Origin of the sequence: Pseudomonas citronellolis, assembly GCF_029335315.1 — a bacterium.
In the GTDB taxonomy this organism is placed as follows: Bacteria; Pseudomonadota; Gammaproteobacteria; order Pseudomonadales; family Pseudomonadaceae; genus Pseudomonas; species Pseudomonas citronellolis_A.
The window spans coordinates 23,546-37,610 of sequence record NZ_JARJLT010000265.1; the positions used below are offsets into that span (position 1 = coordinate 23,546).

The 14,065-nt window shown below is 66.8% G+C and carries 17 protein-coding genes; 9 read left to right on the forward strand and 8 right to left on the reverse strand.

The genetic code is table 11. From position 1 onward, the window contains the following. Position 1: 1 nt before the first annotated feature. The 8 genes from lptC to P3W75_RS19735 all read left to right on the forward strand — a co-directional run bounded on the left by lptC (position 2) and on the right by P3W75_RS19735 (position 5,557). Positions 2 to 571, forward strand: a complete 570-nt coding sequence (lptC, locus tag P3W75_RS19700; RefSeq protein ID WP_276228990.1) for an LPS export ABC transporter periplasmic protein LptC — start codon at positions 2 to 4, stop codon at positions 569 to 571. Then, positions 558 to 1,094, forward strand: coding sequence for a lipopolysaccharide transport periplasmic protein LptA (gene lptA / locus P3W75_RS19705; RefSeq protein WP_276228991.1), 537 nt, complete (start codon positions 558 to 560; stop codon positions 1,092 to 1,094). The genes lptC and lptA overlap by 14 nt, the downstream gene beginning before the upstream one ends. Continuing rightward, complete coding sequence (lptB, locus tag P3W75_RS19710) at positions 1,094 to 1,819, forward strand: LPS export ABC transporter ATP-binding protein (protein ID WP_276228992.1); 726 nt, start codon at positions 1,094 to 1,096, stop codon at positions 1,817 to 1,819. Before lptA ends, lptB begins: the two co-directional genes overlap by 1 nt. Before the next feature lie 213 nt (positions 1,820 to 2,032). Continuing rightward, entirely contained in the window at positions 2,033 to 3,532 is a 1,500-nt protein-coding gene (locus P3W75_RS19715; protein ID WP_276228993.1) for an RNA polymerase factor sigma-54, read from the forward strand. A gap of 76 nt (positions 3,533 to 3,608) precedes the next feature. Beyond that, positions 3,609 to 3,917, forward strand: a complete 309-nt coding sequence (gene hpf, locus P3W75_RS19720) for a ribosome hibernation-promoting factor, HPF/YfiA family (RefSeq protein ID WP_089390615.1) — start codon at positions 3,609 to 3,611, stop codon at positions 3,915 to 3,917. 12 nt (positions 3,918 to 3,929) lie between these two features. Further along, positions 3,930 to 4,394 (forward strand): PTS IIA-like nitrogen regulatory protein PtsN, encoded by a 465-nt coding sequence (gene ptsN / locus P3W75_RS19725; protein WP_276228994.1) that lies wholly within the window; start codon positions 3,930 to 3,932, stop codon positions 4,392 to 4,394. A 2-nt stretch (positions 4,395 to 4,396) separates the two neighbouring features. Next, a complete protein-coding gene (gene rapZ / locus P3W75_RS19730) occupies positions 4,397 to 5,254 on the forward strand; it encodes an RNase adapter RapZ (protein WP_276228995.1) in 858 nt (285 codons plus the stop codon). Between the two features lie 30 nt (positions 5,255 to 5,284). Then, positions 5,285 to 5,557, forward strand: a complete 273-nt coding sequence (locus P3W75_RS19735) for an HPr family phosphocarrier protein (protein ID WP_276228996.1) — start codon at positions 5,285 to 5,287, stop codon at positions 5,555 to 5,557. Positions 5,558 to 5,582: 25 nt separating this feature from the next. Here P3W75_RS19735 and P3W75_RS19740 read toward each other — a convergent pair whose 3' ends face one another. The 6 genes from P3W75_RS19740 to pmbA all read right to left on the reverse strand — a co-directional run bounded on the left by P3W75_RS19740 (position 5,583) and on the right by pmbA (position 10,937). Beyond that, positions 5,583 to 6,473, reverse strand: a complete 891-nt coding sequence (locus P3W75_RS19740) for a ZIP family metal transporter (protein ID WP_276228997.1) — start codon at positions 6,471 to 6,473, stop codon at positions 5,583 to 5,585. Positions 6,474 to 6,495: 22 nt separating this feature from the next. Next, positions 6,496 to 7,122, reverse strand: coding sequence for a superoxide dismutase (locus P3W75_RS19745; protein WP_276228998.1), 627 nt, complete (start codon positions 7,120 to 7,122; stop codon positions 6,496 to 6,498). 8 nt (positions 7,123 to 7,130) lie between these two features. Beyond that, the gene (locus tag P3W75_RS19750) at positions 7,131 to 7,580 is read right to left on the reverse strand and encodes a hypothetical protein (protein WP_276228999.1); all 450 of its coding nucleotides are present in this window, start codon (positions 7,578 to 7,580) and stop codon (positions 7,131 to 7,133) included. A 27-nt stretch (positions 7,581 to 7,607) separates the two neighbouring features. Continuing rightward, on the reverse strand, positions 7,608 to 8,984 hold the full coding sequence (gene fumC / locus P3W75_RS19755) for a class II fumarate hydratase FumC (protein WP_276229000.1): 1,377 nt from the start codon (positions 8,982 to 8,984) through the stop codon (positions 7,608 to 7,610). A gap of 14 nt (positions 8,985 to 8,998) precedes the next feature. Beyond that, positions 8,999 to 9,370, reverse strand: coding sequence for a FagA protein (locus P3W75_RS19760; RefSeq protein ID WP_276229001.1), 372 nt, complete (start codon positions 9,368 to 9,370; stop codon positions 8,999 to 9,001). A 217-nt stretch (positions 9,371 to 9,587) separates the two neighbouring features. Further along, positions 9,588 to 10,937, reverse strand: coding sequence for a metalloprotease PmbA (pmbA, locus tag P3W75_RS19765; protein WP_276229002.1), 1,350 nt, complete (start codon positions 10,935 to 10,937; stop codon positions 9,588 to 9,590). 119 nt (positions 10,938 to 11,056) lie between these two features. Between pmbA and yjgA the strand changes: the two genes are divergently transcribed. Next, positions 11,057 to 11,581: a ribosome biogenesis factor YjgA gene (gene yjgA, locus P3W75_RS19770; protein WP_276229003.1), complete on the forward strand. Its 525-nt coding sequence runs from the start codon at positions 11,057 to 11,059 to the stop codon at positions 11,579 to 11,581. A gap of 159 nt (positions 11,582 to 11,740) precedes the next feature. Here the strand turns inward: yjgA and tldD are convergent, their stop codons facing one another. Further along, entirely contained in the window at positions 11,741 to 13,183 is a 1,443-nt protein-coding gene (tldD, locus tag P3W75_RS19775; protein ID WP_276229004.1) for a metalloprotease TldD, read from the reverse strand. Positions 13,184 to 13,185: 2 nt separating this feature from the next. Continuing rightward, complete coding sequence (locus tag P3W75_RS19780) at positions 13,186 to 14,034, reverse strand: carbon-nitrogen hydrolase family protein (RefSeq protein WP_276229005.1); 849 nt, start codon at positions 14,032 to 14,034, stop codon at positions 13,186 to 13,188. Positions 14,035 to 14,065: the final 31 nt, after the last annotated feature.

The following is a 14,065-nucleotide window of genomic DNA, read 5'->3' on the forward strand; positions in this document are numbered from 1 at the left end:
CATGCCGAAAACCCTTCGCCAGAAGCTTCTTCTCGCCCTGATCGCGGTCCTGCTGGTCGCCCTGGGCTACTACTGGAACGTGCGCCTGGACTTCAACGAGCGCCAGGTCACCGCGAGCAACGACGCCATCGACTTCTACGCGGCCAACGCCCACAGCATCCAGTACCGCGCCGACGGCAGCCTCGCCTACGAGGCCACCGCCGACCGCCTGGAGCACATGAAGGCCAACGACATCACCAACGTCACCAACCCCGACATGTACTTCTTCCGCGTAGGCGAGGCCCAGCCCTGGCACGTGCAGAGCCTGCGCGCCGAAGTCGGCCCGGAAGGCAAGCAGATCGAACTGATCGATGACGTACGAGTCAAGCGCACCGACGCGCAGAGCCGCACGCTGCTGCTCACCACCACGCGCATGACGGTGTTCCCGGACAAGGATTATGCCGAGACCAGTCAACCCGTTAAGATCACCGAGCCCCAAGGGGTGACGACGGCGGTAGGCATGAAAGCGTATCTGAAAGACAGCCGGATGACCCTGCTGTCCAACGTAAGAGGTCAGCATGAGGTTCGTTAAAACCTTCCCCCTTCTCCTCGGCCTCGTCGCCAGCCTGGGTAGCAGCGCCAGCTGGGCGCTGCCGACCGATCGCGAACAGCCGATCCGCGTGCAGGCCGACAGCGCCGAGCTCGACGACAAGCAAGGCGTGGCCGTGTACCGCGGCGACGTGGTGGTCACCCAGGGCAGCATGAAGCTGACCGGCAACACCGTCACCCTGAAGCAGAACAAGGACGGCGAGATCGAGGTGGTCACCTCGGTCGGCAAGCCCGCCTACTTCGAGCAGAAGCCGGCGCCGGACAAGGAAATCACCAAGGCCTACGGCCTGACCATCCAGTACTTCGTCACCCAGAACCGGGTGATCCTGATCGACCAGGCCAAGGTCATCCAGGAAGGCAACACCTTCGAAGGCGAGAAGGTCGTCTATGACACCGAACGGCAGATCGTCAACGCCGGCCGCGCAACCGGCACCCAGGTGACCACCCCGCGCCCGCGCATCGACATGGTCATCCAGCCCAAGAAGAAGCAGGATCAAGCCCAGTAATGGCCACGCTCACCGCACAGCACCTCGCCAAGAGCTACAAGGGTCGCCAGGTCGTCCGCGACGTCAGCATGAGCATCGACAGCGGGCAGATCGTCGGCCTGCTCGGCCCCAACGGCGCCGGCAAGACCACCTGCTTCTACATGATCGTCGGCCTGGTCCGCGCCGATCAGGGCGTGGTCCGCATCGACGAGCAGGACGTCACCAACCTGCCCATGCACGGCCGCGCCCGCGCCGGCATCGGCTACCTGCCGCAGGAAGCCTCGATCTTCCGCAAGCTGTCGGTGGCGGACAACATCGGCGCCATCCTCGAGACCCGCGCGGACCTGGACCGCAACGGCCGCAAGGAGGCCCTCGAGAGCCTGCTCGAGGAGTTCCACATCCACCACATCCGCGACAACCTCGGCATGAGCCTGTCCGGTGGTGAGCGCCGCCGCGTGGAAATCGCCCGCGCGCTGGCCAGTTCGCCGAAGTTCATCCTCCTCGACGAACCCTTCGCCGGCGTGGACCCGATCTCGGTGGGCGACATCAAGCAGATCATCCACCACCTCAAGGCCAAGGGCATCGGTGTGCTCATCACCGACCACAACGTGCGCGAGACCCTGGACATCTGCGAGACCGCCTACATCGTCAACGACGGCCAGCTGATCGCCGAAGGCGACTCCGCGAGCATCATGGCCAACGACCTGGTCAAGGAAGTCTACCTGGGGCACGAGTTCCGCCTGTGACCCCCTCGCCCCCGGCCGGCGCCGGCCGGGGTGCGAAAATTCCTCTCTGCGCCGGGCGAACGGCGGCGATTTATACGTAAACGCCCCTAGGCAAAACCAGAGAATTCAGGCATATAATTTGCTTCCTAGCGGCAGCCCGGAACTTCGACCCGAGCGCCCGTAGTCGTGGATATGGCGCACTACACGCCAGCGAACAAGGTGCAAGTTCCTGCCATGAAACCATCGCTTGTCCTCAAGATGGGCCAGCAGCTGACGATGACCCCGCAGCTGCAACAGGCCATCCGACTGCTCCAACTCTCCACCCTGGATCTGCAACAGGAGATCCAGGAAGCGCTTGAATCCAATCCGATGCTCGAACGCCAGGAAGAAGGCGAAGACTTCGACGGCAGCGACCCCTATGCCGAAGGCCGCGAGGAAACCCCTTCCAGCGCCGGCACCCAGAACGACACCTACCAGGAAACCACCACGCCCAGCGCCGACAGCCTGGACGAGGACCAGTGGGCCGAGCGCATCCCCAACGAGCTGCCAGTCGACACCGCCTGGGAAGACGTCTACCAGACCAGCGCCAGCAGCCTGCCGAGCAACGACGACGACGAGTGGGACTTCACCGCCCGCACCTCCGCCGGTGAAAGCCTGCAGAGCCACCTGCTGTGGCAACTGAACCTGCTGCCGATGTCCGATACCGATCGCCTGGTCGCCCTCAGCATCATCGACGGCATCAACGACGACGGCTACCTCGAAGAATCCCTGGACGACATCCTCGCCTCCATCGACCCGGAACTTGACGTCGAGATGGACGAGGTCGAAGTGGTGCTGCGGCGCATCCAGCAGATGGAGCCCGCCGGCGTCGGCGCGCGCAACCTGCGCGAGTGCCTGCTGCTGCAACTGCGCCAGATGCCCGAGGACACCTACCTGCTGGCCGAGGCCCTGCGCCTGGTGGGCGACCACCTCGACCTGCTCGGCAGCCGCGACTACACACAACTGATGCGCCGCATGAAGCTCAAGGAAGACGATCTGCGCGAGACCATCGAGCTGATCCAGTCGCTGCACCCGCGCCCGGGCACCCAGATCGAATCCGGCGAAGCCGAGTACGTGGTCCCGGACGTCATCGTGCGCAAGCACAACGAACGCTGGCTGGTTGAGCTCAACCAGGAAGCGGTGCCGCGCCTGCGGGTCAACTCGCAGTACGCCGGCCTGGTGCGTCGCGCCGACTCCAGCGCGGACAACACCTTCATGCGCAACCAGCTGCAGGAAGCGCGCTGGTTCATCAAGAGCCTGCAGAGCCGCAACGAGACGCTGATGAAGGTGGCGACGCAGATCGTCGAACACCAGCGCGGCTTCCTCGAGTACGGCGAGGAGGCGATGAAGCCGCTGGTCCTGCACGACATCGCCGAGGCGGTGGGCATGCACGAGTCGACCATCTCGCGGGTCACCACGCAGAAATTCATGCACACCCCGCGTGGCATCTTCGAACTTAAATACTTCTTCTCCAGCCACGTCAGCACCTCCGAGGGCGGCGAATGCTCGTCCACCGCGATCCGCGCGATCATCAAGAAACTGGTCGCGGCAGAAAGTCCGAAAAAGCCGTTGAGCGACAGCAAGATCGCTGGTTTACTGGAGGCACAGGGCATTCAAGTGGCACGTCGGACCGTCGCCAAGTACCGGGAGTCCCTCGGTATCGCTCCTTCCAGTGAGCGCAAGCGACTGGTCTGATTGACCCAAGCCAAAGTGTTCCGGCGGTAGGCCAACTAACCTGCCACTTACACACGGGCAACAAGGAGAAAGCGGTATGCAAGTCAACATCAGTGGACATCAACTGGATGTGACCGACGCCCTGCGCGACTATGTCGGCGAAAAACTCGGCCGACTGGAGCGCCACTTCGACAAGATCACCAACGTACAGGTCATCATGGAGGTCGAGAAGCTGAAGCAGCGCATCGAAGCCACCCTGCACATCGCCGGTGGCGAAGTGGTGGCTTGCGCGGAACATGAAGACATGTACGCGGCCATCGACCTTCTGACCGACAAACTCGACCGTCAACTGATCAAACACAAGGAAAAGTACCTCGAACGCCAACAGGGCGTTGGAGTCCGCTAACCCCCCTCCCCTATGATCCGACTTGAGCAGATCCTGTCCCCCGGCCGTTCCCTGGTGAACGTGCCGGGCGGCAGCAAGAAGCGCGTACTCGAACAGATCGCCAACCTGGTCTCCAAGGACCTGCTCGGCCTCGACGCGCAAGGCATATTCGAAAGCCTGGTGGCCCGCGAACGCCTGGGCTCGACCGGCTTCGGCAATGGCATCGCCATTCCGCACTGCCGCCTGAACGGCTGCAAGGCGCCGATCAGCGCCATCCTTCATCTTGATGCACCGGTGGACTTCGACGCCCTCGACGGCGCTCCGGTCGACCTGGTGTTCGTCCTGCTGGTACCGGAAGCGGCCACCGAGGAGCACCTGGAGCTGCTGCGCCAGATCGCCTCGATGCTCGACCGAGCCGAGGTGCGCGAGCGCCTGCGCCACGCCCGTGATGGCGACGCGCTGTACCAGATAGTCGTGGACGTGCAGAACGGGCACTGAGCATGCGCCTGATAATCGTCAGCGGCCGATCCGGCTCGGGCAAGAGCACCGCCCTCAACGTTCTTGAGGACAACGGTTTCTATTGCATCGACAACCTGCCGGCCAGCCTGCTGCCGGACCTGGCCCAGCGCGCCCTGCTGCACACCGAGCTGATGCACCCGCAGGTGGCGGTGTCGATCGACGCGCGCAACCTGCCCAGCCAGCTCAAGCGCTTCCCCGAGCTGCTGCAGGAGGCCCGCGACAAGCACATCAACTGCGACGTGCTGTACCTCGACGCCGACGACGAGACGCTGCTCAAGCGCTTCTCCGAGACCCGCCGGCGCCACCCGCTGACCACCGACACCCGTTCCCTCGCCGAGGCCATCGCCGACGAAGAGCACCTGCTCAGCCCGATCGCCGACCTCGCCGACCTCAAGCTGAACACCACCAACCTCAACCTCTACCAGCTGCGCGACGTCATCAAGCTGCGCCTGCTGAACCGACCGGAGCCGGGCACCGCCTTCCTCGTCGAGTCGTTCGGCTTCAAGCGCGGCATGCCGATCGACGCCGACCTGGTGTTCGACGTGCGCTGCCTGCCCAACCCCTACTGGAAGCCTGAACTGCGCGAGCAGTCCGGCCTCGACAAGGACGTGCAGGAATACCTCGCCGAGCAGCCCGACGTGGAAGAGATGTACCAGGACATCCTGGCCTACCTGAACAAGTGGCTGCCGCGCTTCGCCGCCAGCAACCGCGCCTACGTCACCATTGCCATCGGCTGCACGGGCGGCCATCATCGTTCGGTCTACATCGCCGAGCGCCTCGGCAATACCCTCCGAGACACCCTGAAGAACGTGCAGATTCGCCACCGCGACCTGAGCTAGCAGCAGATAACAAAAGGACAGCCCCTCGCGATGCCCGCCCTCGAAATCACCATCATCAACAAGCTCGGCCTGCACGCCCGCGCCGCGGCCAAATTCGTCGGCGTGGCCGGACGCTTTCCCTGCCAGATCCGCGTCGGTCGCAGCCCGGAAAGCACGGTGGACGGCAAGAGCATCATGGCCGTGATGATGCTGGCGGCGGGCAAGGGCACCAACCTGCACCTGAACGCCGAAGGCGAACAGGCGGACGAGGCCCTGCAAGCCCTCGTCGACCTGATCAACGACTACTTCGACGAAGGCGAGTGATCGTCGCTCCGCACGACTCCGGGCGCTAGCCCAGCGACGTATCCAACACCATCATCAGGCAGAAACCGACGATCAGCCCCAGGGTCGCCTCCCCGGCGAAACCGCGGCGCTGCGATTCGGGAATGATCTCCCGCGCCACCACATAGAGCATGGCGCCCGCCGCCAGGGCCAGGCCCCAGGGCAGCAGCATCCTCGACACACCCACCAGCCACGCGCAGAGCACCGCGAACAGCGGCTCGACCAGCCCGGACGCCGCTCCAGCGAGCGCCGCCCTGCCCCGCGACATCCCCGCGCCCGCGAGCACCAGGGCGATCGCCAGGCCTTCGGGCACGTCCTGCAGGGCGATGCCGAGCGCCAACCCGCTGGCCCCTTCCACACTCCCTCCGGCGGCGACGCCAACCGCCATGCCCTCGGGTATGTTGTGCAGCACGATGGCCGCGACGAACAGCAGGATGCGCGCGGGAATCGCCGGTGTCGGCCCGGCGTCGAGGTCGTGCCGGGCGTCGTCCAGCAGCCGCCCGGAGAGCATCAGCCCGAGCGCGCCCAGAGCCATGCCGAGGCTGACCAGCAGCGAGGCGTAGAGCGAAGAACGCCCGGCGGCCTCCACCGACTCGATGGCCGGCAGCAGCAGCGAGAAGGCCGTGGCCGCCAGCATCACCCCGGCGCCGAAGCCCAGCAGGCCATCGGCGACCCGCGCCGGCATCGAGCGGATCAGCAGCACCGGTACCGCCCCCAGCGCCGTGCCCAGGGCGCACAGCAGGCCACCGACCAGCGCCTGGTAGAGCGGCCCGGGCAGTTGCAGGCGCGCCAGCAGCATCAGGTGGTTGAGCAGCAGGCCGCTGCCCAGCAGCGCGATGCCCAGGCCGAGCAGCCAGCGCAGGCCGCCCTGGCGCGCGTTCGCGGCTAGTTCGCGCATGCTGCGATCTTCCCGGCTGGCATCAGGCGAGCCCCCGTTGCTCCAGGGCCTGGCGATAGCGGCGCGCCACCTCCGGCCAATCGACGACTTCATAGAAGGCGGCGATGTATTCCGGCCGGCGGTTCTGGTACTGCAGGTAGTAGGCGTGCTCCCAGACATCCAGGCCGAGGATCGGGATCAGGTCCTGCATCAGCGGGCTGTCCTGGTTGGCGCTGCTCTCCACCTTCAGGCGGCCCTGGCGGTCGACGCAGAGCCACGCCCAGCCGCTGCCGAAGCGGGACAGCGCGGCCTTGGTGAAGGCCTCGCGGAAGGCCGCGTAACCACCCAGCTCGATGTCGATGGCAAGAGCCAGGGCACCGTCGGGCTCGCCGCCGCCCTTCGGCGACATGACTTGCCAGAACAGCGAATGGTTGGCGTGACCGCCGCCATTGTTGATCACCGCGCCGAGCAGTTTCTCCGGCAGGCGGTCCAGTTGCTGCAACAGCTCCTCGACGGGCAGCTCGGCGAAGGGCGTGCCTTCCAGCGCCGCGTTGAGGTTGTTGACGTAGGTCTGGTGGTGGCGGCTGTGGTGGATCTCCATGGTCCGCGCATCGATGTGCGGCTCCAGGGCGTCGAAGGCGTAAGGCAGGGCGGGAAGACGGTGAGGCATGATCGCTCCTAGTGGTAGCGCATGGATTGCGGGGTGGCGAAGAGACCCGGGCGCAGCTCCACGTCACCCTGCTGGTGCAGCAGCGCGCGGGTGCGCGGGTAGTTGCCGTGCTCACCGATGAAATTCAGCAGTTCGAGGTAGCTGCGCCGGCTGTGGCGCAGCGCGGCCTCGCGCATCTCGCGGCTCTGCCGTGGATCGATGCTCAACTCCTGCAGGCGCTCGTGGCAGTTGCACAGGTACTCGGCGGTCTCTTCCGGCTGGCCCAGCTGTACATGCAGGTCGCCAAGGTTGTGATGGGAGATGACGAAGGCCATCACCGCCTCGTCCGGGTCATGCCAGCGGCCCAGCAGCAGCTGGGCCATGGCCAGGGCGTGGAGGTAGTGCTCGCGGGCATCGATCAACTCGTTGCGGATGAAGCAGCGGTTACCCATTTCGATGGTCTGTTGCCAGTGGCGCATGACGCGTACCTCCACGATGGGGCGACCTCAGAGGCCGCCGGCGGTGAGTTTCTCCGGGTCGAGCAGCGCCTCCAGGCGCTCGCGACCCAGCTCGGTGTTCTCCAGCGCCACCTCGATGATCGGCCGCCCTTCGCGGTAGGCCTGCTTGGCGATCTCGGCGGCCTTCTGGTAGCCGATGATCGGGTTCAGCGCGGTGACCAGGATCGGGTTGCGCGCCAGCGCCTCGCGCAGGCGCGCCTCGTTGACCTTGAAGCCGGCGATGGCCTTGTCGGCCAGCAGGCGACTGGCGTTGCCCAGCAGCTGGATGCTCTGCAGCAGGTTGTCGGCGATCACCGGCAGCATCACGTTCAGCTCGAAGTTGCCGGACTGCCCGGCCACGGCGATGGTGGCGTCGTTGCCGATCACCTGGGCGGCGACCATGGCGGTGGCCTCCGGGATCACCGGGTTGACCTTGCCGGGCATGATCGAGGAGCCCGGCTGCAGGGCTTCCAGCTCGATCTCGGCGAGGCCGGCGAGCGGGCCGGAGTTCATCCAGCGCAGGTCGTTGGCGACTTTCATCAGCGCCACGGCCAGGGTCTTGAGCTGGCCGGACACGGCCACGGCGGTGTCCTGCGCGCCGATCAGCGCGAAGAAGTCGTCGCCGGGACGGAAGGCCAGGCCGGTCAGGCCATTGAGCTCCCGACAGAAGCTCGCGGAGAACTGCGGATGGGCGTTGACCCCGGTGCCCACGGCGGTGCCGCCCTGTGCCAGTTGCTGCAGCGCCGGCTGCAGCGCTTCGAGGTTGGCGCTGGCCTGGCGGACCTGCTGGGCCCAGCCGCCGAGCACCTGGCTCAGGCGCACCGGCATGGCGTCCATCAGGTGGGTACGGCCGGTCTTCACGTAGCGCTGCACTTCGCCCGCCTTGCGCTCGATGGTCGCCTGCAGGTGGCGCAGGGCGGGCAGCAGGCGCTCGTGGATTTCCAGGGCGGCGCTGATGTGGATGGTCGAGGGGATGATGTCGTTGCTGCTCTGCCCGCAATTGATCTGGTCGTTGGCATTGACCGCGCGGCCCAGGCGGCGCCCGGCGAGGGTCGCGACCACCTCGTTGGCGTTCATGTTGGAGCTGGTGCCGGAGCCGGTCTGGAACACGTCCACCGGGAAGTGCTGGAGGAAGTCGCCGCCCAGCAGTTCTTCGCAGGCCGCGACTATGGCCGCGCCGGTCTCGGCGTCGAGTTGCTCCAGAGCCACGTTGGCCCGCGCCGCGGCGGCCTTGGCCAGCAACAGGGCGCGGATGAAGGCGGCCGGCATGCGCTGCCCGCTGACCGGGAAGTTGTTCACCGCACGCTGGGTCTGGGCGCCATACAGCGCCTCGGCCGGCACCGCCAGTTCACCCATGCTGTCGCGTTCGATACGGCTGTCAGTCATTTCTGCTTTCTCGCTTACAGGTCGTGGTACGTCAGGGAGGGCGCCATCGGCTGGGCCGCCAGGCGGCCGGCCAGCTGCCGCAGGCGCAGGGTGCGTTCGGCGTCGCTGGCGAGGCGGCGCAGCTCATGCAGGGGGCGATAGGCGTGGTCGAGGCACAGGTTGCGCCAGTGCCACGGCAGGGCGATGTCGGCGGCGGTATCGAGCAGCAGCTGGTAGCTCTTCTCGAACAGCTGCCAGGCCGGCAGTGGCTCCCAGGCCACCAGGTAGCGCGTCTCGAACAGGTAGAGTTCCAGCAGGCGGGGTTCCTCGGGCTCCAGCGCACAACGGATGCGAGTGCCCAGGCGGTGCCAGCGGTCGAGCAGCGAGGTGTGGGTTTCGACGAACATGGCTGACCTCCAACGATAATGAGATTGATTATCGTTACGAGAGAAGAAAAATACAAGTCAGACCAAGGGAGCAGGACAAATCGGGGGTGGTATGCGCCGGGTGCTCTTCGTAGGAGCAAGCTCGCTCCTACGAAGAGCCATTGCGGAAAGAACAACGCCGCTTCCCTCGATGGGAAACGGCGCTCTCTCATTCAGGCAGCGGGACTGCCCGCGCGGATCAGTTACCGGCGACCATCATGCGCTCCACCAGCACCGAGCCGGTGTGCAGGTTGCCGCGGGTCTCCACATCGTTGCCGATGGCCAGGATGCTGGCGAACAGGTCCTTGAGGTTGGCGGCGATAGTGACTTCCTGCACCGGGAACTGGATTTCGCCGTTCTCCACCCAATAGCCGCCGGCGCCACGGGAGTAGTCGCCGGTGACCAGGTTGACCCCCTGCCCCATCAGCTCGGTCACCAGCAGGCCACGGCCCATGCGGCGCAACAGGGCCTTCTGGTCCTCGTCGCCATGGCTGACGAAGAGGTTGTGCACGCCGCCGGCGTTAGCCGTGCTGGGCATGCCCAGCTTGCGTCCGGAGTAGGTGCCGAGCACGTAGGAGACCAGGGTGCCGTTCTCCACGAAGGGCTTGGCGTAGGTGGCCAGGCCGTCGTTGTCGAACGCGGCGCTGCCCAGCGCGCCAGGCAGCAACGGGCGTTCGTCGAGGGTCAGCCACTCGGGGAACAGGCGCTGGCCCAGGGTGCCTTCGAGGAACGACGACTTGCGGTACAGGCTGCCGCCGGAGATGGCGCCGAGGAAGTGGCCGAACAGGCCCACGGCGACCTCGGGGGCGAACAGCACCGGCACTTCAGCGGTCGGCACCGGGCGCGCGCCGAGGCGGCTGGCGGCACGCAGGGCGGCGCGCCGACCGATGTTCTCGGGGCTGTCCAGCAGCTCGCCGCGCCGCTTCACGTCGTACCAGTAGTCGCGCTGCATCTGTCCTTCGCCTTCGGCGATCATCACGCAGCTGAGGCTCTGCCGGGTGCTGGCGTAGCCGCCGATGAAGCCATGGCTGTTGCCATAGACGCGGCAGCCCTGGTGGGTGTTCAGGGTGGTGCCGTCGGCCTTGGTCACGCGCGGGTCGGCGTCGAACGCCGCCGCTTCGCAGGCCAGGGCGCGTTCCACCGCCTGCTCCGGGGTCAGCGACCAGGCGTGGTAGAGGTCCAGGTCGGGCAGCTCGCGAGCCATCAGCGCCGGATCGGCGAGGCCGGAGCAATCGTCCTCGGAGGTATGTTTGGCGATGGCCAGGGCCGCCGCCACGGTTTCGCGGATGGCGTCCTCGCCGGTCGCCGACGTGCTCGCCGAGCCCTTGCGCTGGCCGACGTAGAGGGTGATGCCGAAGCCCTGGTCGCGGTTGAATTCGACCGTTTCCACCTCGCGCTGGCGCACGCTGGTGGACAGCCCCTGCTCCAGGGATACCGCCACCTCGCAACCGCTGGCGCCCTGGCGCTTGGCCTCGGCGATGATCCGCTCGACCTGCTCGCGCAGCGCCGGAAGTGCCTCGGGGCCGACTGCCTTGGCCTGTTCGCTCATTGCCAAACTCTCCTGTTCTGTTCCGCGGACGGGGCTCCGGGCCCCGTGGCTTCGCGGGCGGGCCGGACAAGCGACCCTCGACTCGTTATCATGGCGACGTTTTCCACTGGACCACCGCCATGGCTGATTATCAAGACGACGACTCGCTGTTCGAAGAGAAGAGCAAGACGCAAGTAAAACGCGAGATGCACGCCTTGCAGGATCTCGGCGAGCGCCTGACCACGCTCAAGCCGGACATGCTCGACCGCCTGCCGCTGACCGACCCGCTGCGCCGCGCCCTCGACGAGGCGCCCAAGCACAAGGCCCACGCCGCCCGCAAACGCCACCGGCAGTTCATCGGCAAGCTGCTGCGCGACCAGGACATCGAGGCGATCGTCGCCCTGCTCGACCAGGTCGACAGTTCGACCCGCCAGTACAACGAACGCTTCCACGCCCTGGAGCGCTGGCGCGACCGCCTGATCACCGGCGGCGACGATGCCCTCTCGAGCTTCTTCGGCGAATACCCGGAAAGCGATCGCCAGCACCTGCTGCAACTGATCCGCCACGCCCAGCACGAGGCCGCTCACAACAAGCCCCCGGCAGCGGCGCGGAAGATCTTCAAGTACATCCGCGAGCTGGACGAACTCAAGCGCGGCCTCCGCTGAAAGCCCGCCCACGACCTGCTACGCGTCGGCAGAACTGCGTTAAAAACAGGTGAGAAATGCTCGTTTAGCATCAGTAAACTGCGCTTCCTCACCTGTTTTTGCCTTGTTCTGCTCTAGCTCGCGAGGCCGTGAGCAGACTTTCCAAATGCTGCCGGCGCCTCAGGCGCCGGTCCCGCCCACGGTGATGGCGTCGATCTTCAGGGTCGGCTGGCCAACCCCCACCGGTACCGACTGGCCATCCTTGCCGCAGGTGCCGACGCCGCTGTCCAGGGCCATGTCGTTGCCGACCATGGACACCCGGCTCATCACTTCCGGGCCGTTGCCGATCAGGGTCGCGCCCTTCACCGGACGGGTGATCTTGCCGTTCTCGATCAGGTAGGCCTCGCTGGTGGCGAAGACGAACTTGCCACTGGTGATGTCCACCTGCCCGCCGCCGAGGTTGGCGCAGTAGATGCCCTTCTCCACCGAGGCGATGATCTCGGCCGGGTCGCTCTGCCCGGCCAGCATGTAGGTGTTGGTCATGCGCGGCATCGGCAGGTGCGCGTAGGACTCGCGGCGGCCGTTGCCGGTGCGCGCCACGCCCATCAGGCGGGCGTTGAGCTTGTCCTGCATGTAGCCCTTGAGGATGCCGTTCTCGATCAGCACGTTGTACTGGGTCGGGGTGCCTTCGTCGTCCACCGACAGCGAGCCGCGGCGCGCCGCCAGGGTGCCGTCGTCGACGATGGTGCACAGGCTGGAGGCCACCTTCTCGCCGACGCGACCACTGTAGGCCGAGCTGCCCTTGCGGTTGAAGTCGCCTTCCAGGCCGTGGCCCACCGCCTCGTGCAGCAGCACGCCGGACCAGCCGGCGCCCATCACCACCGGCAGGCTGCCGGCCGGCGCGGGCACCGCTTCGAGGTTGACCAGGGCCTGGCGCAGCGCCTCGCGGGCGTAGGACATGGCGCGGTCTTCACTGAGGAAATAGCGATAGTCGGTACGCCCGCCACCGCCGTGGCCGCCGCGCTCACGGCGACCGTTCTGTTCGACGATGACGCTCACGTTGAAGCGCACCAGCGGGCGGATGTCGGCGGCCAGCGAGCCGTCGGCGGCGGCGATCAGCACCTGCTCCCAGACGCCGGCCAGGCTCACGGTGACCTGCTGGATGCGCGGGTCGAGGGCGCGGGTGGCGGCGTCGACCTTCTTCAGCAGGTCCACCTTCTCGGCGCGGCTGAGCACGTCCAGCGGGTTCTCGCCGGCGTACAGGCGCACCGGGGCGACCGCCTTGAACGCCTGCACCGTGCCGTTCTGCCCGGCGCGGGAGATCGAGCGCGCGGCGAGCGCCGCCTGGCCCAGGGCCTCGGCGTTGATCGCGTTGCTGTAGGCGAAGCCGGTCTTCTCGCCGGACTGGGCGCGCACGCCCACACCCTGGTCCATGTGGAAGCTGCCTTCCTTGACGATGCCGTCCTCGAGCATCCAGGACTCGGAGACCTGGCTCTGGAAATACAGGTCGGCGGCATCGATGCCCGGGCCGCTCAGCTCGTGCAGGATCGGCTGCAGGCCGTCGATGTCCAGGCCACCTGGGGCCAGCAGGTGCTGGCTGACGGATGACAACAACTCGCTCATGGCTACTCCGTAGGCGCCGGTCCGGGAACGGCCGGCGGGTAGAATCTTCGATGGCGGACCACCGGCATGCGCTGCCGGACCGCCGCTTGTTCTTCGCTGTCGCGCTCGGCCAGCAGCACCGCTTCGCCCTTGTCGCGTTCGGCGAGGATGCGCCCCCAGGGGTCGACGATGGCCGACTGGCCCCAGGTCTCGCGACCACGCGGGTGGCTGCCGCCCTGCCCCGCCGCCAGCACATAGCACTGGGTTTCGATGGCGCGGGCGCGGATCAGCACTTCCCAGTGCGCCTGGCCGGTCACCGCGGTGAACGCCGAGGGCGCGCTGATCAGCTCGGCGCCGGCCTCGCGCAGCCGGGTGTAGAGCTCGGGGAAGCGCAGGTCGTAGCACACCGTCAGGCCCAGCCGGCCGACCGGCGTCTCGGCCACCACCACCTGGCCGCCGAAAGCGTAGTCGTCGGACTCGCGGTAGCGCCCCCGACTGTCGGCCACGTCCACGTCGAACAGGTGCAACTTGTCATAGCGCGCCGCGCGCTGGCCCTCGTCGTCGATCAGCAGCGAGCAGGCGTTGGCCTTGGCCTCGGGCTGGCCGTCCGGCGGCAATGGCAGGGTGCCGGCGACTATCCACAACCTGAGGTCGCGGGCCGCGCTTTTCAACCAGGGCAGGATCGGTCCTTCGCCGCGTGCTTCGGCGCGGCCCAACTCGGCCAGGTCGCGGCGGCCCATGGCGGCGAAGTTCTCCGGCAGCACGGCGAGGCGCGCACCACCTTCGGCGGCTTCTTCGAGCAGGCGACGGGCGGCGGCGAGGTTGGCCGGGACGTCGTCCTGGCTGACCATCTGGATCACGGCGAGGGACATGCGTTTCTCCGACAACAGATGCAGTTCATCC